We start from the raw sequence: 25,450 nt of genomic DNA on the forward strand, positions 1-25,450 counted from the left end.
GACACTGATGTCCAATCCGATGCCACAACGCAGCGATTACCCGCACTTCCAGCCGATTACCACGCGCTGGCATGACAACGACGCCTATGGCCACGTCAACAACGTCACCTATTACAGCTTCTTCGACACGGCGGTGAACACCTATCTGATCCAGGTCGGAGGGCTGGATATCCATGACGGAGAGGTGGTGGGGTTTGTGGTGAGTTCGTCTTGCGACTACTTCGCGTCGATTGCCTTCCCGGATCGAATCGAGATCGGTCTACGGGTCGGCAAGCTGGGCAACAGTTCGGTGCAATACGAACTGGCGGTGTTCAAGGAAGGAGAAGTGGAAGCCTGTGCCGCGGGACGCTTCGTGCATGTATTCGTCGACCGTGCATCCAATCAGCCGGTGGCGATTCCAGTCCGGTTGCGCGAAGCGATGGAACGTTTGGCGGTGTGACGGGCAAAAAAAATCGCAGCCCGGGGGAGCTGCGATTTTTCTTCAAGCCTTCGCCTCAGCGGTGGCGATAGTACTTGTGATGCTTGCGATGACCGTAGGCATGACCGCGACCGCGGTGGTCGTCACGGTAGTAGCGACGATCATCATGGCGACGATCGTAACGACGATCGTCATCATCGCTCTTGTTGCCCATGTAGTTGCCCAGCGCGCCACCCGCGCCGCCGCCGGCTGCTGCGCCGATCAGGCTGCCGGTGGTGCCGCCCATGCTGCGGCCGACCACGTTGCCGCCGGCTGCGCCCAGCGCACCGCCGATGGCTGCTTCGCCACGGCTGCGCTTGTCGGCGCCCACCGCACTACCACCCGCGCCGCCCAGGGCTGCGCCAATGGTTGAACCTGTACTGCCGCCTAACGATTGACCGACGACCGAGCCAAGAACCCCGCCCAATGCGCCGCCCACACCTGCTTCGGTGGTGCCTCCGGCAGAAGCGAAGCCACTGACCAGGCCAAGGGACAACAAGAGAATCGAGGAGAACTTCATAGAGGAGCCTCAAAGGGATGACGGCGCGATCCTGAGGCTCTGGAATGGGCGTGACAATCGAAATCCGACGAATAACACGACTTGTATACAATTCTGCAAGTTACTGATTTTTGGGCGGAACTTAACGGCTTTTCGCCGGTCTTTAGCTACTTCGGACAGGCCGCTTTGATAACAAGGCGGCCTTTTTTGTGGGTGTTTGAAAAGTGTCTGCGAGTTGCCTCGAGTCTGATGACAGGACGCGGAGCGTCCTTGGATGCGCTCCCACGCAGAGCGTGGGAGCGATCAGGGTCAGGCCGATTTAGCCATGATCAGCCCCGTTTCACTCGCCGCTTCCAGCCGGATAGCGATGAACTTCGACGTCGGTGTATGGCTGCCATCGCCGGTGCTTTCCAGCGGCACCAACGGGTTCACTTCGGGGTAATAAGCCGCCGCCTGCCCCGCCGGAATATCGAACGCCAGCAGCGTGAAGCCTTTCACGCGACGCTCGCGGCCATCGTCCCACAGTGACACGATGTCAGCCTTCTGCCCCGGTTTGAAGCCCAGACGAATGATGTCGGCTTCGTTGGCGAACAGCACGTCACGTTGTCCCTTCACGCCGCGATAACGGTCGTCGAGACCATAAATCGTGGTGTTGTACTGATCGTGGGAACGCATCGATTGCAGGATCAGGTCCGGCAGTTTGCCGGTAGCGCGAGTGCGCTCGTGGATCAGATCCTTGGGCAGCATGTTCGGCTTGAAGTTGGCCCGACCGGACGTGGTGTTCCACTTGCGTGCACCAGCGCTGTTGCCGAGGTAGAAGCCGCCCGGGTTCTTGACCTTCTCGTTGAAGTCCTTGAAGCCCGGAATGGTGTCGGCGATCAGTTCGCGGATGCGCCGGTAGTCGGCCACCAGCCAGTTCCAGTCCACCGGTTTGCTGCCCAGGGTGGCGGCGGCGATGCCGGCGATGATCGACGGCTCCGAGCGCATCTGGTTCGACAGCGGCTGCAACTGACCGTTGGAGGCGTGCACCATGCTGAACGAGTCTTCCACGGTGACGGCCTGCGGGCCTTCGGTCTGGATGTCGATGTCGGTACGGCCCAGGCACGGCAGGATCAACGCGTCCTTGCCGTGAGCCAGGTGGCTGCGGTTGAGCTTGGTGCTGATCTGCACGGTCAGGTCGCAGTTGCTCAGGGCCTGAAAGGTGCGCGGGCTGTCCGGCGTGGCCTGGGCGAAGTTGCCGCCCAGCCCGATGAACACTTTGGCACGGCCTTCGGCCATCGCATGAATCGCTTCGACCACGTTGTGCCCGTTGTGGCGCGGTACCTTGAATTGGAAGCGACGTTCCAGGGAATCGAGAAACGCCACCGGCGGACGCTCGTTGATGCCCATGGTGCGGTCGCCCTGCACGTTACTGTGGCCACGCACCGGGCACAGACCTGCGCCGGGTTTGCCGATGTTGCCGCGCAGCAGCATCAGGTTGGCGATTTCCTGGATGGTCGGCACCGAGTGGCGGTGCTGGGTGATGCCCATCGCCCAGCACATGATCACGTTCTTGCCTTTGGCGTACATGCGCGCCGCTTGCTCGATTTCCACCAGGGTCAGGCCGGACTGCGCGACGATCTGCTCCCACGGCGTGTCATCGACGACACCGAGGTATTCCAGCACGTTGACGCTGTGCTCATTGAGGAAGTCGTGATCGAACACCGCCGGCGCACCGGCCTTCTGTGCATCACGTTCCCATTGCAGCAGGAACTTGGCCATGCCGCGCAGCACCGCCATGTCACCGCCCAGTGCCGGGCGGAAGTACGCGGTGTTGGTCGGCTTGTCGCCGTTGGTGAGCATTTCGATCGGGTGTTGCGGATGCTGGAAGCGTTCCAGACCACGCTCTTTCAGCGGGTTGATGCACACCACCTGGGCGCCGCGTTTCACCGCTTCACGCAGCGGTTCGAGCATGCGCGGGTGGTTGGTGCCGGGGTTCTGGCCCCAGACGAAAATCGCATCGGCGTGTTCGAAGTCGTCGAAAGTCACGGTGCCTTTGCCGACACCAACGCTTTGCGCAAGCGCAACACCGCTGGCCTCATGGCACATGTTCGAGCAGTCGGGGAAGTTGTTGGTGCCGAAGGCGCGCACGAACAATTGATACAGGTACGCGGCTTCGTTGCTGGCGCGGCCCGAGGTGTAGAACTCGGCCTGATCCGGACTCGACAGCGCTTGCAGGTGTTTGCCGATCAGCGCGTAGGCATCGTCCCAGCTGATCGGCTTGTAGCGATCGGTTTCGGCGTCATACACGACCGGCTCGGTCAGGCGACCTTGATACTCGAGCCAGTAGTCGCTCTGTTCCAGCAATGCAGTGACGCTGTGCTTGGCGAAGAATTTGCCGTCCACCCGACGCTTGGTCGCTTCCCAGTTCACCGCTTTGGCGCCGTTCTCGCAGAACTTGACCATGCCGCTTTCCGGCGAATCGCCCCAGGCGCAACCCGGGCAGTCGAAGCCGCCGTTCTGGTTGGTCTTGAGCATCATGCGCAGGTTTTTCAGCGCGTTGTCGCTGGTCAACCAGGCCTGGGCCACGCTGATCAGTGCGCCCCAGCCGCCAGCTGCGCCCTTGTAAGGCTTGTATCGCGGGACGGGTTTCTGGTCGGCTTGATGGTGTTGGCTCACGGGTGTTTCTCCATTTCTGGGCTATACACCCGCGGCGCGTTCTTTTGCGGCAGGTGGATGAGATTGAGGTTGTGGCGTCTGGCCCATTGCACGGCGAGGCCGGTGGGCGCGGACAGGCTGACCAGGGTTTGAATTCCGGCCCGCAAAACTTTCTGGATCAATTCGAGGCTGCAACGGCTGGTGACAATCGCCAGGCCGCCGGTTGTGGATATCTTTTGCCGGATCAGGCCGCCGATCAGCTTGTCGAGGGCGTTGTGCCGGCCGATGTCTTCGCGACCCAGCAGCAATTCACCGCTGGCGTTCATGAACACCGCCGCATGCACCGCGCCGCAGTGCTGACCCAGCGGCTGGAATGCACCGATGCGCTGGCGCAAACCGTCGAGCCATTCGATGGGCGGCAAAGGGGCGCCGGGCAAAACCTTGAGATCAGGCAGCGCCTGCTCCACCGCTTCCACGCCGCACAACCCGCAACCGCTGGTGCCGGCCAGTTGCCGACGCTGTTGCTTGAGGTTCCAGAAAGCGCGGTTGGCGATGGTCACTTGCGCGTATTGCGCCGAGCCCGAGCCGGTCAGTTGCAGGTCGTAGATGTCCGAAGCGTCTTCGATGATGCCGCTGCCGAGGCTGAAGCCGACGATGAAGTCTTCAAGGTCGGTCGGCGTAACCAGCATTACAGCCTGGCTGATGCCGTTGTAGGCAATCGCCAACGCCACTTCTTCGGCCAGCGCGGTGCTGGCCAATTCCGCGAGGGGAAGATCGCTGTAACTGTAGGTCTGACTGGCAGCAGGCGCGGGCGTTTCGAGAGCAGGCGCCGCGCAGGCCGGGCGCTTGGCGTTCATGGCATCACCGACGGATTGATCAACGTTAAGACTAGGCGCGGCAAGTTGTCGCGTCTAATCGCTAGTGTCGATCCTTCGATAGATGCCGTCGATCAAGCGTCCGTTGGTGATTTTTGATAAAGCGCGAAACACGCCTCCGCCAGCGCCGATCGTGGCGCCCCGCGACGCATGATCAAGCCCAGTCGGGCGAGGGTCTGCGCATTCTCGATGGGTTGCAGGCGCAGGTTATCCGTGAGGTTTTCCAGGCCGCCATCCAGTGGCATCACCGCGCAGCACAGGCCGCCGTGCACAGCTTGCAACAATTGGTGAACGGCATCGGTTTGCAGCAATGGCTGTGGGGTCAGGCCGCGACTGTGGAAGTTATGGTCGATGGACTGGCGAAAGTGCATGCCGCTAGTGAGCATGCCCAGGGGCAGTTCGATCAGTGACTCCCAGCTCAGCGGCGCTTCGCCAAAGCTGAAGAACCGCTGGTCGTAGAGCAGGCCCATCTGCGTTTCACTGAAGGCCAGGGATTCAAAACGCTCGCCGTCGAGTCGGTCCAGGTAAGACACGCCAATATCGATGCGGTTGTTCGCCAGTTGCTCCAGAACCTGTTCGGAGCTCAGCGAGGACAGCTCGAAACGCAGGTTCGGGTGTTGCGCGTGCAGGCGTTGCATCAAAGGCAGCGCATCGAAACTCGACAACGGCACCACGCCCAGCCGCAGGGTGCCGATCAGATTGCCGCGACAGGCCGCCGCTTCCGCCTGCAAACCGTCGTAGGCCGCCAGCACCGTGCGCGCCCAGGCCAGCACCCGTTCGCCCGGCGCGGTGAAACCTTCGAAGCGCTGGCCACGGTTGACCAGTGGCAGGTCGAGTTCTTCCTCAAGGCTGCGCAGGCGCATCGACAGGGTCGGCTGGGTGATGTGGCAGCGGGCGGCGGCCTGGCCGAAATGGCGGGTTTCGTCGAGGGCGATGAGGAATTTCAGCTGCTTGATGTCCATCTTCGCTCCGGGGCGCTGGCAAGGGGTGGGCGATTCTACCGCTTGCGCGGGGGCAGGGTCATTGGTCGGGCCGCAACCGGGTTTGTCCGGCGTGGTCTAGGCTTGGGCGTCTGGAACTTAAATCAAGGAGTGTGCGCTATGAGTCTTTTGAGCTTTGTGAAAGAGGCCGGTGAGAAGTTGCTCGACCTGTTGACCCCCGGCAACGCCAATGCCAGCGACCAACTGAAGGAGCACATCAGCAAGGTCGGGTTGGGTAACCCGAATGTCCAGGCGACCGTGGACGGTGACAAGGTGACGGTCACCGGTGAAGTGTCGAGCCAGGAAGAGAAAGAGAAGATTCTTCTGGCAGTGGGCAACATTGCCGGTGTCGGCAGTGTCGATGACCAGATCACCGTGACCGGGCCGGTCGTGGCGGCGGCGCGTTTTGTGGTCGTGAAGAAGGGCGACACCCTCAGCGCGATTTCCCTGGCGGTGTACGGCAACGCCAACCAGTACAACAAAATTTTCGAGGCCAACAAGCCGCTGCTGTCACATCCGGACAAGATTTATCCGGGGCAGACGCTGCGTATTCCTGAATAACCGCAGATACCGCTATCGCGAGCAGGCTCGCTCCCACATTGGAATGCATTTCTATTGTGGGAGCGAGCCTGCTCGCGATGGGGACGGTGCGGTCTACAGGCCTGCAATCAATTCCCGATAATCCTCGACCGCCGCAAACTCCCCGGTGTCCTTCGGCCCTTTGCGGCTGTCCGGCTCCTTCACGGCCAGAAGATGCGCCACGCCGAAATTCCGCGCACTGCGCAGGATCGGCAAGGTGTCGTCGATGAACAGGCTGCGTGCCGGATCGAAGTCGATATCGGCCTGCAAGGCGTCCCAGAATTGCGGGTTCTCCTTGGGGAAGCCGTAATCGTGGGAGCTGATCAGTCGCTCGAAGTACGGTGCCAGTTCGATTCGTTCCAGTTTCAGCGACAGTGAATCGCGGTGCGCGTTGGTGATCATCACCACGCGTTTGCCGGCTCGCTTGATCGCCTCCAGAAAAGTGTCGGCGTCCGGGCGCAGGGCGATCAGGTGGGCGGTTTCCAGTTTCAGTTCACGCACCGACAGCTTCAGTTCCGCGCTCCAGAAGTCCAGGCAATACCACTGCAATTGACCGGCATGGCGCTCGAACAGCGGCTGCAATTCCATTTCCGCCATGGCCCGGCTCACGCCATGCAGTTCGGCGTAGCGCTGCGGCAGGTGTTCCAGCCAGAAGTGGTTGTCGAAGTGCAGGTCGAGCAACGTGCCGTCCATGTCGAGCAGAACGGTATCGATGTCGGACCACGGTAATGAAGGCATGGCAACGTCTCGAACGGTAGAAAGATATCCGACGCAAACAATCGGAAAAGCCGCGTTATAGTAGCGCGTTCACGCCAAGGAGCTTTGCATGCGCCAGAAACCCACCGTACTTGCCCGCGAGATCGTCGCCACCAGCCGGCTGTTCTGCGTCGAAGAGCTGAAGTTGCGTTTCTCCAACGGCGTGGAACGCACCTACGAGCGGCTGGTTGGCAAGGGCGCCGGCTATGGCGCGGTCATGATCGTGGCGATGCTCGATGCCGAGCACGCGGTGCTGGTCGAAGAATACTGCGGCGGCACCGACGAATATGAACTGTCGCTGCCCAAAGGCCTGATCGAACCCGGCGAAGATGTGCTGGCTGCGGCCGAACGCGAGCTCAAGGAAGAGGCCGGTTATGGCGCGCGACAGCTGGAGCATCTGACCGAATTGTCGTTGTCGCCCGGTTACATGAGCCAGAAGATTCAGGTGGTGTTGGCCACCGACCTGTACGAAGAGCGCCTTGAAGGCGACGAACCTGAGCCGATGCGCGTGGACAAGGTCAACCTGCGGGAGCTGTCGGCGCTGGCGCAGAATCCGAATTTCAGCGAGGGTCGCGCCCTGGCGGCGTTGTACCTGACCCGCGATCTACTGACCCAGCGCGGTTTTTTTCAGTCATGAGTGAGATATCGATGAATTTTCCCCATCCGTTGATGGCGCCGGTGGTCGAGCTGGCCCTGCGGGCCGGTGAGGCGATCCTGCCGTTCTGGCGTGCCGACGTGGCGGTCACCGCCAAGTCCGATGATTCGCCGGTGACGGCGGCGGACATGGCCGCTCACCACGTAATCGTGGCCGGCCTGAATGCGCTGGATCCGAGCATCCCGGTGCTGTCCGAAGAGGACGCCAACATCCCGCAAAGCGTGCGCGCAGGCTGGCAGCGCTGGTGGCTGGTGGACCCGTTGGACGGCACCAAGGAGTTCATCAGCGGCAGCGAAGAATTCACCGTCAATATCGCGCTGATCGAAAACGGCCGCGTGGTGTTCGGTGTGGTGTCGATGCCGACCAACGGGCGCTTCTACGTCGGCGGCGCGGGTCTGGGTGCCTGGCGCGGCGACACGGGCGGTACGCCGGTGACGATTCAGGTTCGTGACGTGCCGGGGCCTGGCGAGGCGTTCACCGTGGTTGCCAGCCGTCGTCATTCGAGCCCGGAACAGGAACGTCTGCTGGCCGGCTTGAGCGCCAGCCTTGGCGAGTTGCAACTGGCCAACATCGGCAGTTCGCTGAAGTTCTGTCTGGTGGCCGAAGGTGCTGCCGATTGCTACCCGCGTCTGGCGCCGACTTCGCAGTGGGACACGGCAGCGGCGCAGGGTGTGCTGGAAGGGGCGGGCGGCGAGGTGCTGGATCTGAGCGGCGAAGCGTTCTGTTATCCACCACGGGAATCGTTGTTGAACGGTTTCTTCCTGGCGTTGCCGGCGAAAGCCGCGTGGCGGACGAAGCTGCTGGAGCTCGCCCGCTCGTAAGCTCGCTCAGGCTTCAGCGGTGCAGGACGTACTGCCCGCTGAACGTCACCGCCTCTTCATCGCTTCCCGTATTGACCACCCGCGTATGCAGCGTCAGTCGCGCCCGTCCGTAACGCTGATACATCGCCAGAAACTTCTTCCACACCGCAGCGCTCGGTGACGAGCAAATTGCAACGGCATCGCCGGTCACCGGCAGTGGATAACTGATCTGTCCTTCCTGGATCACGATGTGCCCGTCTTCGATGCCTTCCTCTTTCAAACGCAAATGCAGCCAGCCCCAGCCGGCCAGTACGGCGCCGCAATACAGGCTGCCGCCGAACATGGTGCTCTTGTGATTGACGTTGGCGTCCAGCGGCAGGTACAGGCGCAATTGCTGTTCCTGCCAGTCGAGGACTTTCAGGCCCATGTCCCGGGTCAGCGGGATGTCGTGGTGAAGGACCGATTCCAGATAACGACTGTCGTGCTTCATGCCCGGACCTCTTGCGGCAGAAAAGTGAATTGAGCGTGCCTCATTCGGATTCGTCGGAATGGCCGCCGCTGCCAGCGAAATTCAGCCCGTGCTTGCGCAGTTTGTCGTGCAGGGTCTTGCGCGGAATGCCCAGGGCTTCGGCGAGACTGCGCACGGAACTGTGAGAGCGAGCCAGTTCGGCGGCGATCAGGGATTTTTCGAAGTTTTCCACTTGCTCGCTGAGCCCTCCCGCCGTGATTTCGACGGTGGTGCCGGGGCTGCCATCGGGCTGCGTGTTGTCCAGGGCCAGTTCCAGGCCGAGGGCAAAACGCTCTGCCGCGTTCTGCAATTCCCGCACGTTGCCCGGCCATGAATGGCGCAACAGCAACGCCCGTTGCGCCGGCTGCAGTTCATGCGGTGGCAGACCATGGCGGGCACTGGCTTCGTCGGCGTAATGCTGGAACAGCATCAGCGCGTCTTCGCCCCGTTCGCGCAGTGGCGGAATGCGCAGCGGCGCCACGTTGAGTCGGTAATACAGGTCCGCCCGGAAACGCCCCTGATCGGCGGCCTGGCGCAGGTCTTCCTTGGTGGCGGCGATGACGCGAATGTCCAGCGGGATCAACTGATTGCCGCCCAGTCGCTCGACCACGCGCTCCTGCAACATGCGCAGCAGTTTGACCTGCACATCCATGCTCATGCTCTCGATTTCGTCGAGGAACAGCGTGCCGCCATTGGCGAATTCAAACTTGCCGATCCGACGCTTTTGCGCGCCGGTGAAGGCGCCGGGTTCATGACCGAACAGTTCGCTTTCGACCACCGACTCGGCCAGCGCTCCGGCGTTGATCGCCACGAACGGGCCGTTGCGCCGGCTCGACAGATCGTGCAGGGCGCGGGCGACGACTTCCTTGCCGGCGCCGGTTTCGCCGAGGATCAACACGTCGGCCTTGGTCGCCGCCAGTGCGCCGATCTGCTCGCGCAGGCGCGACATCGGCGCGGACTGACCGACCAGCCGCGCGCTCAATTCGTTGCGATCACTCAGGGCCATGCGCAGGCTGCGGTTGTCCAGCACCAGACGGCGCAGGGCCAGGGCGCGACGCACGCTATCGAGCAGGGCGTCGCTGGCGAAGGGCTTTTCCAGAAAGTCGTAGGCGCCAGCGCGCATCGCCTGCACGGCCAGGGGCACGTCGCCGTGGCCGGTGATCAGCAGCACCGGCAACTCCGGATCCTGAGCGTGCAGTTCGCTCAGCAGTTCCAGGCCATCCATGCCGGGCATGCGGATGTCGCTGACCACGACACCTGGCCAGTCGCGCTCCAGTTGCGCGGCCAGGCCTTTGGCTTCGGACAGCGGAAGAATTTTCAGGCCGGCCAGATCCAGGGTCTGGCCGAGGGCCTGACGCAGGTGCGGATCGTCGTCGATCAGCACCACCTGAATGCGGTTGTCGATGGTCATGCGCTTCGATCCTCGGACGGTTGCAGGCTGACCCCGGGCGCGCCGGCGCGCAGCCGCAGGGTGATCAAGGCGCCACCTTGCTTATGGTTGGCGAACGACAGTTCACCACCGAAGGCGCGCATCAGGGTTTCGCAAATGGCCAACCCCAGACCCAGGCCCTGAGTACGGGTCTTGGTCGTGTAAAACGGTTCGCTGGCTCGGCCCAGCGCTTCCATGCAGAAACCCGGGCCGTTGTCGCGAATGTACAGATTGACGCCTTCGTCGGTGGATTCGGCACTCAGCCACAATTTGCGCGGTGGGCCTTTCTCGGTCAGGGCGTCGAGGGCGTTGGCCAGCAGGTTGCCCAGCACCTGACGCAGACGGGTTTCCCCGGCCTCGACCCACAGGGTCGCGGCCGGCAGGTCGCGGATCAGTTCGACGTCCATGCTTCGGCGACGCTTGGCCAACAGCGCCAATGCGTCATCCAGCGCCGGTTGCAGGGCGACGCTTTCCGGGGCGTGGCGGTCGCGGCGGGCGAAGGCGCGCAGGTGAGCGATGATCGACGCCATGCGCCCGGTCAGCTCGCTGATCAGCTTGAGGTTGCCTCGGGCGTCTTCGGTGCGCTCATGGTCGAGCAGTACTTCGGCGTTCTCGGCGTAGCTGCGGATCGCCGCCAGCGGTTGGTTGAGTTCGTGGCTGATACTCGCCGACATCGTCCCCAGCGCCGACAGTTTGCCGGCCTGCACCAGATCGTCCTGGGCGCGGACCAGTTCCTGCTGAGCCTGTTCGCGCTCAAGCACTTCCTGCTTCAAGCGCCGGTTGAGGCCTTCGAGATCGCTGGTGCGCTCGGCAACCCGGCCTTCGAGCTCCCGTCGAGCCTTGGCTTCGAAGGCGATCCGCTCCAGGTAATGACGACGACGCTGCATCATCAAACCCAGTAAAAGCATCACCACCAGCAAGGTGGCGCCGCCGATCGCCACCACGGTACGCACCGGTCGGTCGATCAACGTGCGCGGGGCGAGGATGCTGACGCTCCAGCCGGTTTCCGCGATGTCCTGGGTCTGCGGCAGCCACGCGGTCGGGCTCAGGTTCAAGGGGCGTGGCTCGCGGGTCGGATAAGGCTGGATCGCGGTGATCGCCGCACGTTCGGCATCACTCAGGGTGCGGGTCGCGCGAAAGCGCCATTCCGGGCGCGAGGTGAGGATGACCACACCGTTGTGGTCGGTCACCAGCAGCTGTTCCGGGGTTTTGCCCCACAGGCTTTCGGTGTGGTCGAGGTCAACCTTGATTACCAGCACGCCGATGATTTTTTCGCCGCTGCGCACGGCGGCGGCGAAGAAGTAGCCGCGCTTGGCGGAGGTGGTGCCCAGACCGAAGAAGCGCCCGAGGCGGCCGGCCATGGCCTCGCTGAAGTACGGCCGGAAAGAGAAATTGCGCCCGACGAAACTGTCGTGCTTGTCCCAGTTCGACGCTGCCAGCGTCTGGCCGTTCGTGTCCATCAGGTACATGACTTCGGCGCCGGTCTGCGCGGCGATGTTTTTCAACAGGCGATTGGCATTGCCCTGGGTTACGCCGTCGTCCGGCGCCCCGAGTACTGCGCGCAGCGCGGGCAGGTCGCCGAGGATCTGCGGCAGCACTTCATAGCGATGCAGCGTGCCCAGCAGGTTGGCGACGTAGAGGTCGAGGGTCTGACGATTTTGACCGGCCAGTTCGCTGCGGTAATAGCGCTCGGCCAGATGTTCCAGCGGCCACAGCAGCGGGGCCAGGCACAGGGCCAGCAGGGCAAGGCTGCGCCAGCGAGGGCGGCGGGGAAGGGTCGGAGTCATGAGCATCGAGCGCCTGTGGGTACAGGCGCATTATGCCTAGGCTTGCCGGCGCAGTCTGCGCACCCGTGGCCGGGTGTGCAGCGGCGCTGAAGATTCACACAGGACCTCAGGAAAAGACGTCGGCGTCCTTGAAGAGGGCGGCTGCCTGATCCTTGGCCGACAGTTTCGGCGCTTCGTCCAGTTGCCAGTCGATACCCAGGTCCGGGTCGTCCCAGCGAATGCTGCGCTCAGACGTCGGGTTGTAGTAGTCGGTGGTCTTGTAGAGGAATTCGGCGAACTCGCTCAGCACCACGAAACCATGGGCGAAACCTTCCGGTACCCACAATTGACGATGGTTGTCGGCAGACAGGCGCACCGCCACCCACTTGCCGAAATGTGGCGAGCTGCGGCGGATATCCACGGCGACATCGAGGACTTCGCCGACGGTGACGCGGACCAGTTTGCCCTGGGTGTTTTCCAGCTGGTAATGCAGCCCGCGCAGAACGCCTTTCTGCGAGCGCGAATGGTTGTCCTGCACAAACTGCGTGTCGAGGCCGGTCGCGTCCTGAAAAGCCTTGGCATTGAAACTTTCGTAAAAGAACCCGCGCTCATCACCAAACACCTTGGGTTCGATGATCAGGACACCAGGCAGGTCAGTGGGGATTACATTCATTGGGATATTCCAGTGGCAGGTTTGAATGGCCGACATTCTTGCGCAAAGTGCCGGTGGGTGCGAGGGGGGATGCAAATCCACCGGCCTCGCAGGGCGTCGGGGGACGGATGGTCGGGGGTTGCTTATCGCCTGAAGCAATGGCGATATAGGCGCCTAATAAAATTTCAGGGGTCGTTCCATGTCGTTCGCCACGTTGATTCACCGCGCCAGTTTGCCCAGCCCTCAGGTTTCGCTGGAGCAGGCCCGGCATCTGCTGGCGCAGCATTACGGCTTGAACGGCACGTTACTGGCTCTGGGCAGTCAGCAGGATCTCAATTACCGGGTCGACAGCGAGCGTGGGCGGTTCGTGCTGAAGATCTGCCGGGGCGACTATTCGCTGGTGGAGTTGCAGGCTCAGCATGCGGGCCTGAAATATCTGGCTGAACACAGCGATGTCCACGTTCCCCGGGTCATTCCGGCCAGTAACGGCGCCGACCTGCTGACCCTGGACGTAGGTGGAGAATCGGTGCATGTGCGGCTGCTCGATTACATCGAAGGTCAGCCGCTGACGGCCCTTGATCATCTTGGCCATGAGGTTGTAGCCGGGTTCGGCCGACTTTGCGGCGAAATGGATCTGGCCCTGGCCGGTTTCGACCATACGGGGCTTGAGCGCACGTTGCAGTGGGACGCGCGCCACGCCAGCGCACTGATCGAGCATCTGCTGCCGGTGATCGAAGACGAACGCCAACGCACGCTGATCGCCGAGGCTGCCGAACAGGCCAGGCTTCGTTTGCAGCCGCTGCTGGAAAAGCTGCCGGTGCAGGCGATCCACATGGACATCACCGATGATAACGTGGTCTGGCAGCGTGATACCCGGCGGCACTGGCAGTTGCAGGGCGTCATCGATTTCGGTGATCTGGTGCGCACCTGGCGCATCACCGATCTGTCGGTCACCTGCGCCGCGCTGCTGCATCACGCCGCCGGCGATCCGTTCGTGATTCTGCCGGCGGTGCAGGCCTATCACGCGGTCAATCCGCTGCAACACGAAGAACTGCTGGCGCTGTGGCCGCTGATCGTGGCAAGGGCGGCGGTACTGGTGCTCAGTGGCGAGCAACAGGTCAGCATCGATCCGGGCAATACCTACAGCCGCGACAACCTGACCCACGAATGGGAGATCTTCCGGGTCGCTACGTCGGTGCCGCTGGCATTGATGGAGGCGGCGATTCTCACGGCGGTCGGCCAGACGTTGCCGGCCATCGACAGTGAAGGTTTTGCGCCGTTGTTGCCCGATCTGATCGGGCGTGAATTCGCGTTGATCGATCTGGGTGTGTTGAGCGCGCATTTCGAGGCGGGCAACTGGGAGCAGCCCGGCATCGATCAGCGTCTGTTGAGTGAAGCCGCCGCTATCCATGGCCTGGCGGCCAGTCGTTATGGGCAATACCGGTTGTCGCGCACCCGGCCTGACAGCGCTGAGGAGCCAGAGACGTTCCCGTTGCACGTCGAATTGTATGTGCCCCAGGGTTCGACGGTGGAAGCGCCGTTTGCTGGCGTGCTTCACCTGTCGGCCGACGGCGCGCTGCGACTCGACGGCCCGCAACTGAGCCTGCGCTTGCTGGGTGTGAAACCTTCGTTGCACAGCGGTGCAGCGCTGGTCAAAGGTCAGGTGCTCGGTTCGGTGGACGGTCCATTGATCGTGCAATTGACTCGCGGCGTGCAGCTTGAAGCGCCGCTGTTCTGTACACCATCGCGCGCGTTGGCGTGGCAGGCGTTGTCCCCATCACCGGCCGCGTTGCTGGGCCTGGCCTGCGACGCCGAGCCGGAGCTGGACGCAGCTACCCTGCTGGCGCGCCGCGACGCCAGTTTCGCCCGCACCCAGAAACACTATTACGTCGACCCGCCGCGCATCGAGCGTGGCTGGCGCAATCACCTGATCGACATGCAGGGCCGCTCATACCTCGACATGCTCAACAACGTCGCGGTGCTCGGCCACGGTCACCCGCGCATGGCGGCGGTGGCGAGCCGGCAGTGGTCGCTGCTCAACACCAACTCGCGGTTCAACTATGCGGCAGTCGCCGAGTTCTCCGAACGCTTGCTGAAACTGGCGCCGAAGGGCATGGACCGGGTGTTCCTGGTCAACAGCGGCAGCGAGGCCAATGATCTGGCAATTCGCCTGGCGTGGGCCGCCAGCGGTGGACGCGACATGATCAGCGTGCTGGAGGCCTATCACGGCTGGACGGTCGGCGCGGACGCGGTCTCGACCTCGATTGCCGATAACCCGCAGGCCCTGAGCAGTCGCCCGGACTGGGTGCATGCGGTGACCGCTCCCAACACCTATCGCGGCGAATTTCGCGGCGCGGATTCGGCGCCGGATTATGTGCGCAGCGTCGAGCAACATCTGGCGAAGATCGATGAGCAGAAACGTCAACTGGCCGGGTTTATCTGCGAGCCGGTCTACGGCAACGCAGGCGGGATCTCGCTACCGCCGGGTTACCTGAAAAAGGTCTATGAACTGGTGCGCGCCCGTGGCGGCGTGTGCATCGCCGATGAAGTGCAGGTCGGATATGGCCGCATGGGCCATTTCTTCTGGGGATTCGAAGAGCAAGGCGTGGTGCCGGACATCATCACCATGGCCAAAGGCATGGGCAACGGCCAGCCATTGGGCGCCGTGATCACCCGCCGGGAAATCGCCGAGGCGCTGGAAGCCGAGGGCTATTTCTTCTCGTCCGCCGGCGGTAGTCCGGTGAGCTGCCAGATCGGCATGGCGGTGCTCGACGTCATGGAAGAAGAAAAACTCTGGGAAAACGCCCAGGTGGTCGGCGCTCACTTCAAGGCCCGGCTGGAGGCGTTGATCGATCAATATCCGTTGGTCGGCGCTGTTCACGGTTCCGGGTTCTATCTGGGGGTCGAGCTGATCCGCAATCGGGAAACCCTGGAACCGGCGACCGAGGAAACCACGCTGTTGTGTGATCGCCTGCGGGAGTTGGGGATTTTCATGCAGCCGACCGGTGATTATCTGAACGTCCTGAAGATCAAGCCGCCGATGGTCACCTCGCGTCAGAGCGTGGATTTCTTCGTCGACATGCTGGCGAAGGTGTTGGAAGAAGGGCTCTGAGGCGATCCGTAATCGACAAATGTCGATTTGTATCGGTATTTGTCGAGTTAAATTGAGACGGTTTTTTATTTATGGCTTCTAAAGCCGATATTTATCGTTTATAAAGTCGCCATAGTCCGTCGTCCAACCCTGTACGGCGTGTTGAAAAACCCTCGACGGTTCCCTGGAGTCTGATCGACATGACCACATTGAAAAGCACACCACGCGCCGATGGCTTCTACATGCCGGCCGAATGGGCACCGCAAACCCAGACCTGGATGATCTGGCCCGAGCGTCCGGACAACTGGCGTCTGGGCGGCAAGCCAGCACAGGCTGCTCACGCCGCCGTGGCCAAAGCCATCGCGCGTTTCGAACCGGTAACCGTAGCGGTGTCCGCCGGCCAGTACGAAAACGCTCGCGCTCGCCTCGACGTGCCGAATATCCGCGTGGTCGAAATGTCCAGCGATGACGCCTGGGTTCGCGACAGCGGCCCTACTTTCGTGATCAACAACAGCGGCGAAGTGCGGGGTGTGAACTGGGACTTCAACGCCTGGGGCGGTTTTGACGGGGGCCTTTATTCGCCATGGAATCGCGACTCCCAGGTCGGCGGCAAGATCCTCGAAATCGAGCGCAGCCCGCGCTACCGCACCGAAGGCTTCGTGCTCGAGGGCGGCTCGATTCACGTCGACGGCGAAGGCACCCTGATCACCACCGAAGAATGCCTGCTCAACCGCAATCGCAACCCGCATTTGGGCCGCGAAGAAATCGAAGCGGTGCTCAGCGAAAACCTGTCGGTGGACAAGATCATCTGGCTGCCGGATGGCCTGTTCAACGACGAAACCGACGGCCATGTGGATAACTTCTGCTGCTACGTGCGTCCGGGCGAAGTGCTGCTGGCGTGGACTGATGATCCGCAGGATCCGAACTACCCGCGCTGCCAGGCTGCTATGAAAGTGCTGGAAAGCAGCACCGACGCCAAGGGCCGCCCGTTCACGGTGCACAAGATGCCGATTCCGGGGCCGCTGTTTGCCACCGAAGAAGAATGCGCGGGCGTGGACCAGGTGGACGGCACCCAGGAACGCAACCCGAGCGTGCGTCTGGCCGGTTCCTACGTGAACTTCCTGATCGTCAACGGCGGCATCATTGCGCCGAGCTTCGACGATCCGATGGACGCTCCGGCCCGCGAAATCCTGCAGAACCTGTTCCCGCAACACGAAGTGGTGATGGTGCCGGGTCGCGAACTGTTACTGGGCGGCGGCAACATTCACTGCCTTACCCAACAGCAGCCCGCGCCGCACAAAGAGTGAGTGCGGATGTAACAGCTTGAGTTGATTGGAAAATCGACCGGGCGGTCATTTGTTGCCCACGCTTGAAGAGAAACCCGCAGCCCGTCAGGACTGCGGGTTTCTTTATGTCCGCTGGTCGACAATTTGATGACGTTGGCATAGCTCTTGTATCGCTCATGACGCACTAGGGAGGGGGGAGAACTTCAACAGTTCTGTCATAAACCTTGGATAACTTAGCCGCTCACGTACGGGGAGAGAGCGCTGAAATGAACGCCGAAGTGAACGTAATCAGCGAGCGGACGTTGCATCCCATGGCTGTAAATAGTGAGTCGCTCCAGATTGTCGCGCACTGGTTGAAGTCCAATGGAACGCGTCAGATCAGGGAACCTGATCCGCGCCGGATGATGATCGAGCGTTACCCCGCTGGCCTGTTCAGCGAGGCCGAACTGGAAGCACTCTGGGATGTGATGGAAGGATAAGAAGAACAAACAAGGATTGTAAAAAGCGCTGCCGGGATGGCAGCGCTTTTTTTATGGGCGCGATATCAGAAGCTGTAGGTGCCGGTGACCACCAGGCTGCGCGGTGCGCCTGGCTGGATCTGGAACGCGCTGGTGGCCGACGAGTAATACTCGCGGTCGGTGATGTTGTTCAGGGCGCCACGCAGGTCCCAGTCCTTGTGACGGTAGCCGACCAGTGCGTCCCAGCGACCATAGCCCGGCAGCACGGTGGTGTTGGCGTTGTCGGCATAGCGCTGGCCAACCAGGGTCAGGCCGGTTTCGGCGTACCAGCCCATTTCCGGTTTCCAGGTCAGGAACAGGCTGCCGTTGCGCTTGGCCACGTTGTTCACGCGTTTGCCTTCCAGGCCGTTGTTGTCCTTCTCGATGGTTGCGTCCTGCACACCGACGCCGCCGCGCACGTACCAGTTGCCAACGATCTTGCCGGTACCGGTCAGCTCGATCCCGCGTGAGCGTTGCAGACCGCTGAGCACGGTCAGGGTCGGGTCGTTCGGATCGGTGGTGCGACGGTTGTAGAGTTCCAGCTCATAGACGGCAAGGGTGGTGCTTAGGCGATCGTCGAGCCAGTCGCTCTTCACGCCAATTTCCTTTTGCTTGGTCAGTTCCGGGCTCAGGTCATTGGTATTGCCGGCCGCGCCCGGAGTGATGCCGATCAGACCGCCGCCCACTGGCGAGAAGGTCTTGGTCCACGAGGCGTAGAACGAGTGGTTCTGCAGCGGCGTCCAGACCACGCCGAAACGCGGGCTGGTGCTGTGGCTGTCACGGTCCTCGGAGATGTTGCGCAGCTTGTTGGTCGACTCGATGTCGAAGGTGTCGTAGCGCAGGCCGGCCAGCAGTTGCCACTGATCGTTCAGGCGCAGTTGATCCTGAACGTAGACCGCGCGGCTTTCGACTTCGGTGTGGCTGCTGCTCGACACTTGCATGCGCCCGGTGTGGCGCAGTTCGCGGTTGGGGTTGTACAGATCCAGCGACGGCACCGGTTGAGTGCCACGGCCGGTGGCGGCGTTGTATAGCGTCGGGTCGCGGCGCTGGCTACCGGTTTCGAGGCCGGTCAGCAGGCGGTGCTCGAGGCCGAAGGTTTCGAAGCCACCTTCCAGCTCGACGTTGTTGAACACGTTTCGAGTGGTCAGGTCCTGTTGCCAGTGCTGGCGGGTGACCTTCTTCGTCGCCGGGGTGTAACCAGTGAGGTAGGTGTTGTCGAAATCACTGTCGAGCTTGAACACACCGAGGGTGTGGCGCAGTTGCCAGTTATCGTTGATTTCGTAGGCCAGTTTCGAGCGCAGGGACTGCGTCTTGTCGTCGATGAAATCGTGATCGTTGCCGTAGGTCGTGTCCCTGCCGACATCTGCCGGGCGCCCGTTGACACCGGGAATGCCGCGATCCGGAGTGCGGTTGTAGCGGCTGTATTCGTATTGCACCAGCCAGTTCAGGTCAGGCGTGAGCTGCCAGCTCATCGACGGTGCGAACAGTTGGCGATTGCCGCTGACGCCGTCGCGGAAGCTGTTTTCGTCCATGTTGCCCATGTTCAGACGCAGGCTGATGTTGTCGCTCGGGTCGGTGCTGAGGTCGGCGTACAGGCTGCGCAGATCTTCGCTGCCACCCTGGGCCTCGATGGTCGAGCGGCGGCCGGCTTCGGGTGCCTTGCTGACGCGGTTGACGATCCCGCCCTGGCTGCCACGACCGTACAGCACGGCGGCAGGGCCCTTGAGCACTTCGACGCGTTCGATGTTGTGCAGATCGCGCTTGTACTGGCTGTCGTCGCGGATGCCGTCCAGATAGAAGTCATTGCTGGCGTCGAAGCCGCGGATACGCAGGCTGTCGAAGCGCGTATCGCCGCCGCTGCTGACGTTGGGCATGCCGCTCAGGGCGTCGCCCAGGTCATTGGTGCCGTAGTTGGCGAAGTTGGCGGTCTTGACCGAGTCGATCGCCTGCGGCACGTAACGTACAGCGGTTGAAGTGCGGGTGGCGGTGTTGCTGACCTTCACGCGTGGATCGTCGGCCTGGGATTCGGCGCTGATCGAGGTGGCGGGCAGTTCGGTCGCGGAGTAAGCGAAACCGGAGGACAAAACGGCAGAAAGCCCAAGCGTGACGGGCGTGAGGCGGAACGGGGCAGGCATTGAAAAGCGCATCCGAAAGGGTGGAAGAATTCGAGTGCGCGAATGGTAATGCTTTGCATTTACTTCCGTTAATTATTCCTGAAAGGTTCCGTGGTTTGATTGTGTCAATTTATTTCATGTTTGTGTCGGAGCGGACAACCAGGGTATCTGCCCGATTGCCGAAACAGACTGAAAGCCATTCCGGCGTTTTTCAGCAACGACCGAGGGACTAATGTGCCGACATCATTTTTCCCACCTTCCGAGCGGAGCTTTCCGATGACTCTTCATTACATCTACGACCCTCTGTGCGGCTGGTGCTATGGCGCCAAACCACTGGTGCAGGCCGCACAGCAAGTGCTGCCGGTGATCGCTCACGCCGGCGGGATGATGACCGGCGCCAACCGCCAGAACGTTTCACCGCAACTGCGCAATTACGTGATGCCTCACGACCGGCGCATTGCCGAATACACCGGTCAGCCGTTTGGCCAAGCCTATTTCGAAGGCCTGTTGCGCGATCACTCGGCGGTGTTTGATTCGGCACCTCCGATTGCCGCTGTGATGGCAGCCGAAAAAATCGACGGCCGTGGTCTGGAACTGCTTGGGCGTTTGCAGATTGCGCACTATGTCGAGGGGCGACGAATTGCCGACGAAAGTGTGCTTGTGGAATACGCGGTAGAGCAGGGCTACAACGCCGATATGTTCTTGAACGCCGTGCAGTCCGTCGATACCGAGCAACATATAAAGAACAGCCGCGCCCTGTTGGCAAAAGTTGGAGGGCAGGGCTTTCCAACTTTTGCACTGGAACAGGACGGTCAATTCACACTGGTTGATATCGGGCCGTGGCTGGGCAAACCAGAAGCCTTCGCCCAATGGTTGAACGAGTCGTTTACGCCTGCGCCAGGGACTGAAACCCTGCCAGTCTGTGGCCTCGATGGTTGCGCGTAATCCCGCATCAAAATCCCTGACTGCGGGCAATTCCGTGCACGAAGCCATCGCAAAATTTACTTTTTTTAGACGTTTTTCGCCTATTTAAAGACGATTCTTGAAATTGACACATTGTTGAGGGCGCGGCTACGATTCGGCCCAACGCCTGTGGCTAACCGCCATGACACAAAATCAGGAGCAGGCCCGCCATGACATTGTCTTGAGCGGGTCTTTTTGTTTCGGGGTGAATAAAAGAGTGCAATAAGCGCCGTTTCAGCCGTTCGACACAGCGCGTTTCAACCCGTAATAAGGAAAACAAAATGTTGAACAAGCGAATCAGTCTGATCGCACTGGGGATGTTGAGTGCCACTTCGGCCATGGCTAACGACCAGGCCGAGTCCAAGGGTTTTGTTGAAGACAGCAGCCTCAAAGTGCTGCTGCGCAATGCCTACATCAATCGTGACTACAAAAACGGTAACGACGATAAAGCCGAGTGGGGCCAGGCGGCCATCGGTACGTTCTCGTCCGGTTTCACCCAGGGCACCGTCGGTGTAGGTGTGGACGCCTTCGGTCTGTACGCGCTGCGTCTGGACGGCGGCAAGGGCCGCAGCGGCGCTGGCGGTATCGACTTCTTCAAACAGGGTGACAGCGGCAACGCAGCTGACGACCTGTCCAAGGGCGGCGCAGCGGTCAAATTCCGTCTGTCCAACACCGTGCTGACCTACGGCGACCAGATGCCGGCCCTGCCGGTGCTGAACTACGACAACTCGCGTCTGCTGCCGGAAAGCTACACCGGTACCTTGATCACTTCCAAAGAGATCAAAGGTCTGCAACTGGATGCCGGTCGTTTCACCGCCGAATCGCGCAAGAGCGCTGAAGGTCGTGACAGCGGTGGTCTGAAGTCGATCAACGTATTGGGCGGTAGCTACCAGTTCACCGAACAGTTCAAGGCCGCGCTGTACGCTTCCGACGTCGAAGACGTGCTGAAGAAACAATACGTGAACGCCAACTACGTGTTCCCGATCGACAAGGATCAGTCCCTGACCCTGGACTTCAACGGTTACCGCACCAAGCTGGACAACTCCTACGTCCGCGAAAACGGTGTGACCGGCGACGACAACAAGATCTGGAGCCTGGCAGCGACTTTCGCAACCGGCCCGCACTCGTTCACCGTGGCGCACCAGCGCTCCACCGGCGACAGCAACCTGGGTTACGCCTATGGCGGTTACCAGAAAGGTCAGGGTCGCGTGGGTGATGGCGGCAACACCATCTACCTGGCCAACTCCTACTGGTCCGACTTCAACGCTGAAGACGAGCGCAGCTGGCAGTTGGGCTACGGCCTGGACTTCAGCGCATTCGGCGTACCGGGTCTGAGCTACAACTTCGCATACGTACGTGGCGACAACATCACCACCTCCACCAGCGAAGGCGGCACCGAGCGCGAGATCTTCAACCAGTTCAAGTACGTCGTGCAAAGTGGCCCGGCCAAAGACCTGAGCATCAAGCTGCGTAGCTCGATCCTGCGTGTTTCGCAGAAATCCAGCGAATACAACGTCAGCGGCAACGAGCTGCGTGTGTTCGTGGATTACCCGATCAACATCTTCTGATGATCGGTTGAACCCGCGAAACGCGACAGAAAAACCCCGACTGGTTCGGGGTTTTTTTTTGACGGTTTTTGTGAAAAAAGCATAAAAACCCGTGTTTTTGTCATTTGAAATGCACTTTCAGGCCGTTTCAAATCGCGTTTCAAACAGGGTTTTAAATGCCTGAAATTCTTTCTCATGGACGCAAATTCTCCACCTAATAGATTAGGCCGCTCAATGCAGCGGAGAATTTGGTAATGATCGTTTTAACCAGAGAAGTGGGCGAATCGCTACGGCGCGACAAGTACGCCAATGTGCAGGGTGCTGACTTCAATCTCTACGGTCATTTCGCCGACTTCGTCAGACTGACCAAAAGTTGGGAAAACATGGAGCCTGACAGTTACTACGGTCAGGCCGAAGCCGGCATGCGTTACCGTCGTTACAGCGACTTTGAATACAACCCCAAGACGCGTGAACTGAAGCAACTGGAACATCGCGCGTACGTGCAGTCCAAGGCCAACAACAGCTATGTGGGCGGCGTGGTGCGGCACTTCCAGGACTTCTCGGACGAAGTCATCAGCTCGCCGGTGATGCGCAGCCTGATCGACACCGATTTCGAAGTGTACAAAAGCGTGTTGCCGGAAGAGTTGCACGATGAAATCTGGCAGTGCCAGATCCATCAGATCCGCATCGAGATCAAACCCGGCAAACAACTGGAAATCACTCCGGAAGGGATTCACTGCGACGGTTACCCGTTCAGCGGCGTGCACTTCTGGGGCCGCAACAATGTCGAGGGCGCCGAAAGCCGCCTGTACGACATCCACGAGCAGCAACTGGCGTCGACCACCTACCAGGAAATCCTCGACACCACGTACTTCCTCGACCGCGACATGCGCCACTACGTGACACCGGCACGCAACACCCACTCCCATGCCATGGCGTACCGGCAGATCCTGGCGATTTCCTTCTCGCGGCCCGGGACCGCTTTCGACATTGTTCGCTAATCAGATCACCCCAATCGACGGCGTCGAATGCTCGACGCCGGTGGTGCTGCGGCGCGCGACGGCCAAGGACGCGCAGCGCATGGAGCGTTTCTTCCGCCAGTTTGACGAAGTGTCGTTCTGCGAATGGCAGGACGCCAAGTGCCTGCGCGGCGTGCTGATCCAGAAAACCACCACGGCTTATCTCGCCTTCGACGTCGAAGGCGAGATTGTCGGCGCGGTCCTGGGCGGCATGCTCGGCAGTCGCGGCACGATCAACCATCTGGCGGTGAGTCTGCGCTATCGCAGCCAAGGCGTCGGCCAGCGTCTGGTGGAAGCGGCGTCGGCCGACATGAAACGGGTCGGTGTGCTGCGGATGTTCCTGTTCGTCGATGATGCTAACCTCGCGGGCAAGCGTTTCTGGACTGCCCAGGGTTTCTGCGAACCTCACGGCGAACGGACATTTGAGAGGGATCTATGAATGAAACATCCGGCAGTGCGCCGCTGATGGTCGACCGTCAGCCGTCGCGCACGTTTGCCGAAGCCAGCCCGGTGGTGGCCGGTTATTTCACCGTGTCGTTCGTGTTCGGGCTGATGGCGGTCAACGCCGGGCTGCCGCTGTGGCTGCCGGTGGCCATGTGTCTTTTCGTGTATGCCGGGGCTTCGCAATTCGCGGCGCTGGCGCTGATCAGCAGCGGGGCGTCGCTGACCACCATCGTGCTGACCACGTTTCTGATCAATGCGCGGCACATGCTGATGTCGGTCTACATGGCGAAGGCACTGCGGGCGCTGGGCCTGAGCCGCATGGAGCGCTGGTGTTACGCCGGCGGGCTGACCGATGAATCGTTCGCCTTCCACAGCGTCAAACTGGGCACCGGTGCGCCGGTGAACATCCGCTATCTGATCGGCTTCAACCTGTTCTGCCACACCTCTTGGGTAATCGGCGGATTGCTCGGCGCCCTGTGCGCGCAGTACGCGTCGCACCTGATCAAATACCAGCTCGATTACGCGCTGACCGCGATGATGCTCTACGTGCTGGTCTCGCTGTGCAACACCCGCAACAAACTCATCGCGGCTATGGCCGCCGTCGTCTGCATGGGCGCACTGAGCCTGGTGGGCAGCTCGCCGTTCAACGTTTTCATCGCCACGTTTGTGGGCTGCGGAGTGGGTGTATGCCTGACCAAACGTTCCTGATCCTGGTGGTCGTGCTGATGATGGCCGTGACCTTCCTGCCACGGGCTCTGCCGCTGCAGGTCAACACCGAGCACTGGCCGCCCTTCGTCGCCCGGGCGCTGGAATACCTGCCGGTGGCGATCGTCGCTGCGATCAGCCTGACACCCTTGTTGATCAAGGATCAGCACATACAGCTCGATCGCCCGGAATTTTATGCAGCGATTCCGACGCTGTTATGTGCGTATTTCAGCAAAAACCTCTTTCTCAGTGTGGCGGTTGGGACGGCTGCGTACATTGCGCTCGGCTCGTTCATGTAGCGGCAGATCAACCACGTCGTTCAGCGCCTGGCCGGACAGATCCGGGTTGTTCACCGCCAGGCGCACTTCGAGGAAATCCTCGAACCCGGGGAAAATCGTCAGGCCGTTTTTCTGCGCGGCCTCGCGGGAGACCATGCCGACCGCGTCCATCTGCGTGATGAGCGACAGAGTCAGCGTTTCGCTGCAGGAGTAGATCGTCCGCTGACTGTTCTCGTGATTGCCCAGCCCGGCGTCGAGAAAACGCAAAAAGCTGTGGGAATACGGACAATCTTCTGCGGGACGCACCTGAAACTTGTTGCCGAGCAACGTCAGCGGATCGTTCTCCTGACCGCAGTGCGCGCCGACCACCTGCACCTGCACATCTGGCAGGACAATGCTCGGCAAGCCAGGACGCTGCGGGCCGATCAGCACCGCCAGATCGAAGTCCTCGTTCTTCAGCTTGCTGAGATTTTCCATCGACTCGGCGTAGCTGAATTCCATCTGGTAGTCGGGGAACACATCGATCAGGCGTCCGATCAATCGCCGGTTGAAATCCGGGTCCAGCGTGGTGTTCAACGCCACTTTCAACGTGCGCTGTCCCGGCACCTTCAAGGCTTCGACTTTCTCTTCCATCTGCCGCGTGGCAATCAGCACTCTGTCCATATAGGGCGTCAGCTCCGTGCCTTGCGGCGTCAGCGTCAGCCCCTTGTTGGATCGTCTAAACAAGCGGAAACCGAACTGCTCTTCGACCTTGTTCAGCTGTGCGGCCAGGGCCTGCACAGTCAGGCACGAATGCTCGGCTGCGGCCGACAACGAGCCGGTCTGCACGATGCGCATGAGGTTGCGTAAGGTTCTGCTATCCATGGGTAATGCCCTCTGAAGTGGGCTGGGTATTGTTGTGTACGTGACGGCC

At 61.2% G+C, this 25,450-nt stretch carries 24 protein-coding genes; 13 read left to right on the forward strand and 11 right to left on the reverse strand.

All coding sequences use genetic code 11. The features are described 5' to 3' along the window. The first annotated feature begins 7 nt into the window (after positions 1-7). Positions 8-439 (forward strand): acyl-CoA thioesterase, encoded by a 432-nt coding sequence (locus tag QR290_RS02440; RefSeq protein ID WP_162803801.1) that lies wholly within the window; start codon positions 8-10, stop codon positions 437-439. Between the two features lie 55 nt (positions 440-494). Here QR290_RS02440 and QR290_RS02445 read toward each other — a convergent pair whose 3' ends face one another. The 4 genes from QR290_RS02445 to QR290_RS02460 all read right to left on the reverse strand — a co-directional run bounded on the left by QR290_RS02445 (position 495) and on the right by QR290_RS02460 (position 5,430). Then, the gene (locus tag QR290_RS02445; RefSeq protein ID WP_007952660.1) at positions 495-977 is read right to left on the reverse strand and encodes a YMGG-like glycine zipper-containing protein; all 483 of its coding nucleotides are present in this window, start codon (positions 975-977) and stop codon (positions 495-497) included. Between the two features lie 288 nt (positions 978-1,265). Beyond that, positions 1,266-3,614, reverse strand: a complete 2,349-nt coding sequence (locus QR290_RS02450; protein ID WP_115076192.1) for an FdhF/YdeP family oxidoreductase — start codon at positions 3,612-3,614, stop codon at positions 1,266-1,268. Beyond that, entirely contained in the window at positions 3,611-4,450 is an 840-nt protein-coding gene (gene fdhD, locus QR290_RS02455; protein ID WP_289204257.1) for a formate dehydrogenase accessory sulfurtransferase FdhD, read from the reverse strand. The genes QR290_RS02450 and fdhD overlap by 4 nt, the downstream gene beginning before the upstream one ends. Positions 4,451-4,542: 92 nt before the next feature. Continuing rightward, the gene (locus QR290_RS02460; protein WP_064382760.1) at positions 4,543-5,430 is read right to left on the reverse strand and encodes a LysR family transcriptional regulator; all 888 of its coding nucleotides are present in this window, start codon (positions 5,428-5,430) and stop codon (positions 4,543-4,545) included. Positions 5,431-5,568: 138 nt separating this feature from the next. On the opposite strand from QR290_RS02460, the gene lysM reads away from it, so the two are divergent. Beyond that, complete coding sequence (lysM, locus tag QR290_RS02465; RefSeq protein WP_085684133.1) at positions 5,569-6,009, forward strand: peptidoglycan-binding protein LysM; 441 nt, start codon at positions 5,569-5,571, stop codon at positions 6,007-6,009. A 93-nt stretch (positions 6,010-6,102) separates the two neighbouring features. Here lysM and yrfG read toward each other — a convergent pair whose 3' ends face one another. Then, positions 6,103-6,765 (reverse strand): GMP/IMP nucleotidase, encoded by a 663-nt coding sequence (gene yrfG, locus QR290_RS02470; protein WP_289204258.1) that lies wholly within the window; start codon positions 6,763-6,765, stop codon positions 6,103-6,105. A gap of 88 nt (positions 6,766-6,853) precedes the next feature. Between yrfG and nudE the strand changes: the two genes are divergently transcribed. Further along, on the forward strand, positions 6,854-7,420 hold the full coding sequence (nudE, locus tag QR290_RS02475) for an ADP compounds hydrolase NudE (protein ID WP_064382762.1): 567 nt from the start codon (positions 6,854-6,856) through the stop codon (positions 7,418-7,420). Between the two features lie 11 nt (positions 7,421-7,431). Further along, positions 7,432-8,259 carry a 3'(2'),5'-bisphosphate nucleotidase CysQ gene (gene cysQ / locus QR290_RS02480; RefSeq protein WP_115076195.1) on the forward strand — a complete coding sequence of 276 codons (828 nt, stop codon included), beginning with the start codon at positions 7,432-7,434 and terminating at the stop codon, positions 8,257-8,259. A gap of 13 nt (positions 8,260-8,272) precedes the next feature. On the opposite strand, the gene QR290_RS02485 is transcribed toward cysQ, so the two are convergent. The 4 genes from QR290_RS02485 to rfbC all read right to left on the reverse strand — a co-directional run bounded on the left by QR290_RS02485 (position 8,273) and on the right by rfbC (position 12,614). After that, positions 8,273-8,728 carry a thioesterase domain-containing protein gene (locus QR290_RS02485; RefSeq protein ID WP_115076196.1) on the reverse strand — a complete coding sequence of 152 codons (456 nt, stop codon included), beginning with the start codon at positions 8,726-8,728 and terminating at the stop codon, positions 8,273-8,275. A gap of 40 nt (positions 8,729-8,768) precedes the next feature. Further along, positions 8,769-10,157 carry a sigma-54-dependent transcriptional regulator gene (locus QR290_RS02490; protein ID WP_074689475.1) on the reverse strand — a complete coding sequence of 463 codons (1,389 nt, stop codon included), beginning with the start codon at positions 10,155-10,157 and terminating at the stop codon, positions 8,769-8,771. Continuing rightward, complete coding sequence (locus tag QR290_RS02495) at positions 10,154-11,962, reverse strand: sensor histidine kinase (RefSeq protein WP_115079879.1); 1,809 nt, start codon at positions 11,960-11,962, stop codon at positions 10,154-10,156. Before QR290_RS02495 ends, QR290_RS02490 begins: the two co-directional genes overlap by 4 nt. A gap of 106 nt (positions 11,963-12,068) precedes the next feature. Continuing rightward, a complete protein-coding gene (gene rfbC / locus QR290_RS02500; RefSeq protein WP_115076197.1) occupies positions 12,069-12,614 on the reverse strand; it encodes a dTDP-4-dehydrorhamnose 3,5-epimerase in 546 nt (181 codons plus the stop codon). A gap of 178 nt (positions 12,615-12,792) precedes the next feature. Between rfbC and QR290_RS02505 the strand changes: the two genes are divergently transcribed. The 3 genes from QR290_RS02505 (at position 12,793) to QR290_RS02515 (ending at position 17,449) form a co-directional block, all read left to right on the forward strand. Then, on the forward strand, positions 12,793-15,705 hold the full coding sequence (locus tag QR290_RS02505) for an aminotransferase (RefSeq protein ID WP_289204259.1): 2,913 nt from the start codon (positions 12,793-12,795) through the stop codon (positions 15,703-15,705). A gap of 179 nt (positions 15,706-15,884) precedes the next feature. Further along, positions 15,885-16,991 carry an agmatine deiminase gene (gene aguA / locus QR290_RS02510; RefSeq protein WP_289204260.1) on the forward strand — a complete coding sequence of 369 codons (1,107 nt, stop codon included), beginning with the start codon at positions 15,885-15,887 and terminating at the stop codon, positions 16,989-16,991. A gap of 245 nt (positions 16,992-17,236) precedes the next feature. Beyond that, complete coding sequence (locus QR290_RS02515) at positions 17,237-17,449, forward strand: hypothetical protein (protein WP_007952633.1); 213 nt, start codon at positions 17,237-17,239, stop codon at positions 17,447-17,449. 65 nt (positions 17,450-17,514) lie between these two features. Here the strand turns inward: QR290_RS02515 and QR290_RS02520 are convergent, their stop codons facing one another. Then, positions 17,515-19,602, reverse strand: coding sequence for a TonB-dependent receptor (locus QR290_RS02520; protein ID WP_289204261.1), 2,088 nt, complete (start codon positions 19,600-19,602; stop codon positions 17,515-17,517). 255 nt (positions 19,603-19,857) lie between these two features. On the opposite strand from QR290_RS02520, the gene QR290_RS02525 reads away from it, so the two are divergent. The 6 genes from QR290_RS02525 (at position 19,858) to QR290_RS02550 (ending at position 24,558) form a co-directional block, all read left to right on the forward strand. Further along, positions 19,858-20,526, forward strand: coding sequence for a DsbA family protein (locus QR290_RS02525; RefSeq protein WP_289204262.1), 669 nt, complete (start codon positions 19,858-19,860; stop codon positions 20,524-20,526). Between the two features lie 299 nt (positions 20,527-20,825). Next, positions 20,826-22,112: an OprD family porin gene (locus QR290_RS02530; RefSeq protein WP_289204263.1), complete on the forward strand. Its 1,287-nt coding sequence runs from the start codon at positions 20,826-20,828 to the stop codon at positions 22,110-22,112. Positions 22,113-22,345: 233 nt separating this feature from the next. Beyond that, the gene (locus QR290_RS02535) at positions 22,346-23,092 is read left to right on the forward strand and encodes a 2OG-Fe dioxygenase family protein (protein ID WP_011331995.1); all 747 of its coding nucleotides are present in this window, start codon (positions 22,346-22,348) and stop codon (positions 23,090-23,092) included. Between the two features lie 79 nt (positions 23,093-23,171). Next, positions 23,172-23,549: a GNAT family N-acetyltransferase gene (locus QR290_RS02540; RefSeq protein ID WP_007952618.1), complete on the forward strand. Its 378-nt coding sequence runs from the start codon at positions 23,172-23,174 to the stop codon at positions 23,547-23,549. Then, positions 23,546-24,262, forward strand: a complete 717-nt coding sequence (locus QR290_RS02545; protein WP_085702720.1) for an AzlC family ABC transporter permease — start codon at positions 23,546-23,548, stop codon at positions 24,260-24,262. The genes QR290_RS02540 and QR290_RS02545 overlap by 4 nt, the downstream gene beginning before the upstream one ends. Next, positions 24,241-24,558 (forward strand): AzlD domain-containing protein, encoded by a 318-nt coding sequence (locus QR290_RS02550; RefSeq protein WP_115076201.1) that lies wholly within the window; start codon positions 24,241-24,243, stop codon positions 24,556-24,558. The genes QR290_RS02545 and QR290_RS02550 overlap by 22 nt, the downstream gene beginning before the upstream one ends. Here QR290_RS02550 and QR290_RS02555 read toward each other — a convergent pair. Beyond that, on the reverse strand, positions 24,475-25,401 hold the full coding sequence (locus tag QR290_RS02555) for a LysR family transcriptional regulator (protein WP_115076202.1): 927 nt from the start codon (positions 25,399-25,401) through the stop codon (positions 24,475-24,477). The genes QR290_RS02550 and QR290_RS02555 overlap by 84 nt on opposite strands. Between the last annotated feature and the right edge of the window lie 49 nt (positions 25,402-25,450).

Origin of the sequence: Pseudomonas fluorescens (assembly GCF_030344995.1) — a bacterium.
GTDB lineage: Bacteria > Pseudomonadota > Gammaproteobacteria > Pseudomonadales > Pseudomonadaceae > Aquipseudomonas > Aquipseudomonas fluorescens_BF.

Excerpts from the sequence above, each read along its gene's own strand:
- QR290_RS02495 (WP_115079879.1), bottom strand. The coding sequence starts at position 11,962 with ATGACTCCGACCCTTCCCCGCCGCCCTCGCTGGCGCAGCCTTGCCCTG.
- QR290_RS02555 (WP_115076202.1), bottom strand. The coding sequence starts at position 25,401 with ATGGATAGCAGAACCTTACGCAACCTCATGCGCATCGTGCAGACCGGC.
- QR290_RS02505 (WP_289204259.1), top strand. The coding sequence starts at position 12,793 with ATGTCGTTCGCCACGTTGATTCACCGCGCCAGTTTGCCCAGCCCTCAG.
- rfbC (WP_115076197.1), bottom strand. The coding sequence starts at position 12,614 with ATGAATGTAATCCCCACTGACCTGCCTGGTGTCCTGATCATCGAACCC.
- fdhD (WP_289204257.1), bottom strand. The coding sequence starts at position 4,450 with ATGAACGCCAAGCGCCCGGCCTGCGCGGCGCCTGCTCTCGAAACGCCC.
- QR290_RS02515 (WP_007952633.1), top strand. The coding sequence starts at position 17,237 with ATGAACGCCGAAGTGAACGTAATCAGCGAGCGGACGTTGCATCCCATG.
- QR290_RS02485 (WP_115076196.1), bottom strand. The coding sequence starts at position 8,728 with ATGAAGCACGACAGTCGTTATCTGGAATCGGTCCTTCACCACGACATC.
- yrfG (WP_289204258.1), bottom strand. The coding sequence starts at position 6,765 with ATGCCTTCATTACCGTGGTCCGACATCGATACCGTTCTGCTCGACATG.
- cysQ (WP_115076195.1), top strand. The coding sequence starts at position 7,432 with ATGAATTTTCCCCATCCGTTGATGGCGCCGGTGGTCGAGCTGGCCCTG.
- lysM (WP_085684133.1), top strand. The coding sequence starts at position 5,569 with ATGAGTCTTTTGAGCTTTGTGAAAGAGGCCGGTGAGAAGTTGCTCGAC.
- nudE (WP_064382762.1), top strand. The coding sequence starts at position 6,854 with ATGCGCCAGAAACCCACCGTACTTGCCCGCGAGATCGTCGCCACCAGC.
- QR290_RS02535 (WP_011331995.1), top strand. The coding sequence starts at position 22,346 with ATGATCGTTTTAACCAGAGAAGTGGGCGAATCGCTACGGCGCGACAAG.
- QR290_RS02540 (WP_007952618.1), top strand. The coding sequence starts at position 23,172 with ATGGAGCGTTTCTTCCGCCAGTTTGACGAAGTGTCGTTCTGCGAATGG.
- QR290_RS02445 (WP_007952660.1), bottom strand. The coding sequence starts at position 977 with ATGAAGTTCTCCTCGATTCTCTTGTTGTCCCTTGGCCTGGTCAGTGGC.
- QR290_RS02520 (WP_289204261.1), bottom strand. The coding sequence starts at position 19,602 with ATGCCTGCCCCGTTCCGCCTCACGCCCGTCACGCTTGGGCTTTCTGCC.
- QR290_RS02530 (WP_289204263.1), top strand. The coding sequence starts at position 20,826 with ATGTTGAACAAGCGAATCAGTCTGATCGCACTGGGGATGTTGAGTGCC.
- QR290_RS02545 (WP_085702720.1), top strand. The coding sequence starts at position 23,546 with ATGAATGAAACATCCGGCAGTGCGCCGCTGATGGTCGACCGTCAGCCG.
- QR290_RS02550 (WP_115076201.1), top strand. The coding sequence starts at position 24,241 with ATGCCTGACCAAACGTTCCTGATCCTGGTGGTCGTGCTGATGATGGCC.
- QR290_RS02525 (WP_289204262.1), top strand. The coding sequence starts at position 19,858 with ATGACTCTTCATTACATCTACGACCCTCTGTGCGGCTGGTGCTATGGC.
- aguA (WP_289204260.1), top strand. The coding sequence starts at position 15,885 with ATGACCACATTGAAAAGCACACCACGCGCCGATGGCTTCTACATGCCG.
- QR290_RS02460 (WP_064382760.1), bottom strand. The coding sequence starts at position 5,430 with ATGGACATCAAGCAGCTGAAATTCCTCATCGCCCTCGACGAAACCCGC.
- QR290_RS02440 (WP_162803801.1), top strand. The coding sequence starts at position 8 with ATGTCCAATCCGATGCCACAACGCAGCGATTACCCGCACTTCCAGCCG.
- QR290_RS02490 (WP_074689475.1), bottom strand. The coding sequence starts at position 10,157 with ATGACCATCGACAACCGCATTCAGGTGGTGCTGATCGACGACGATCCG.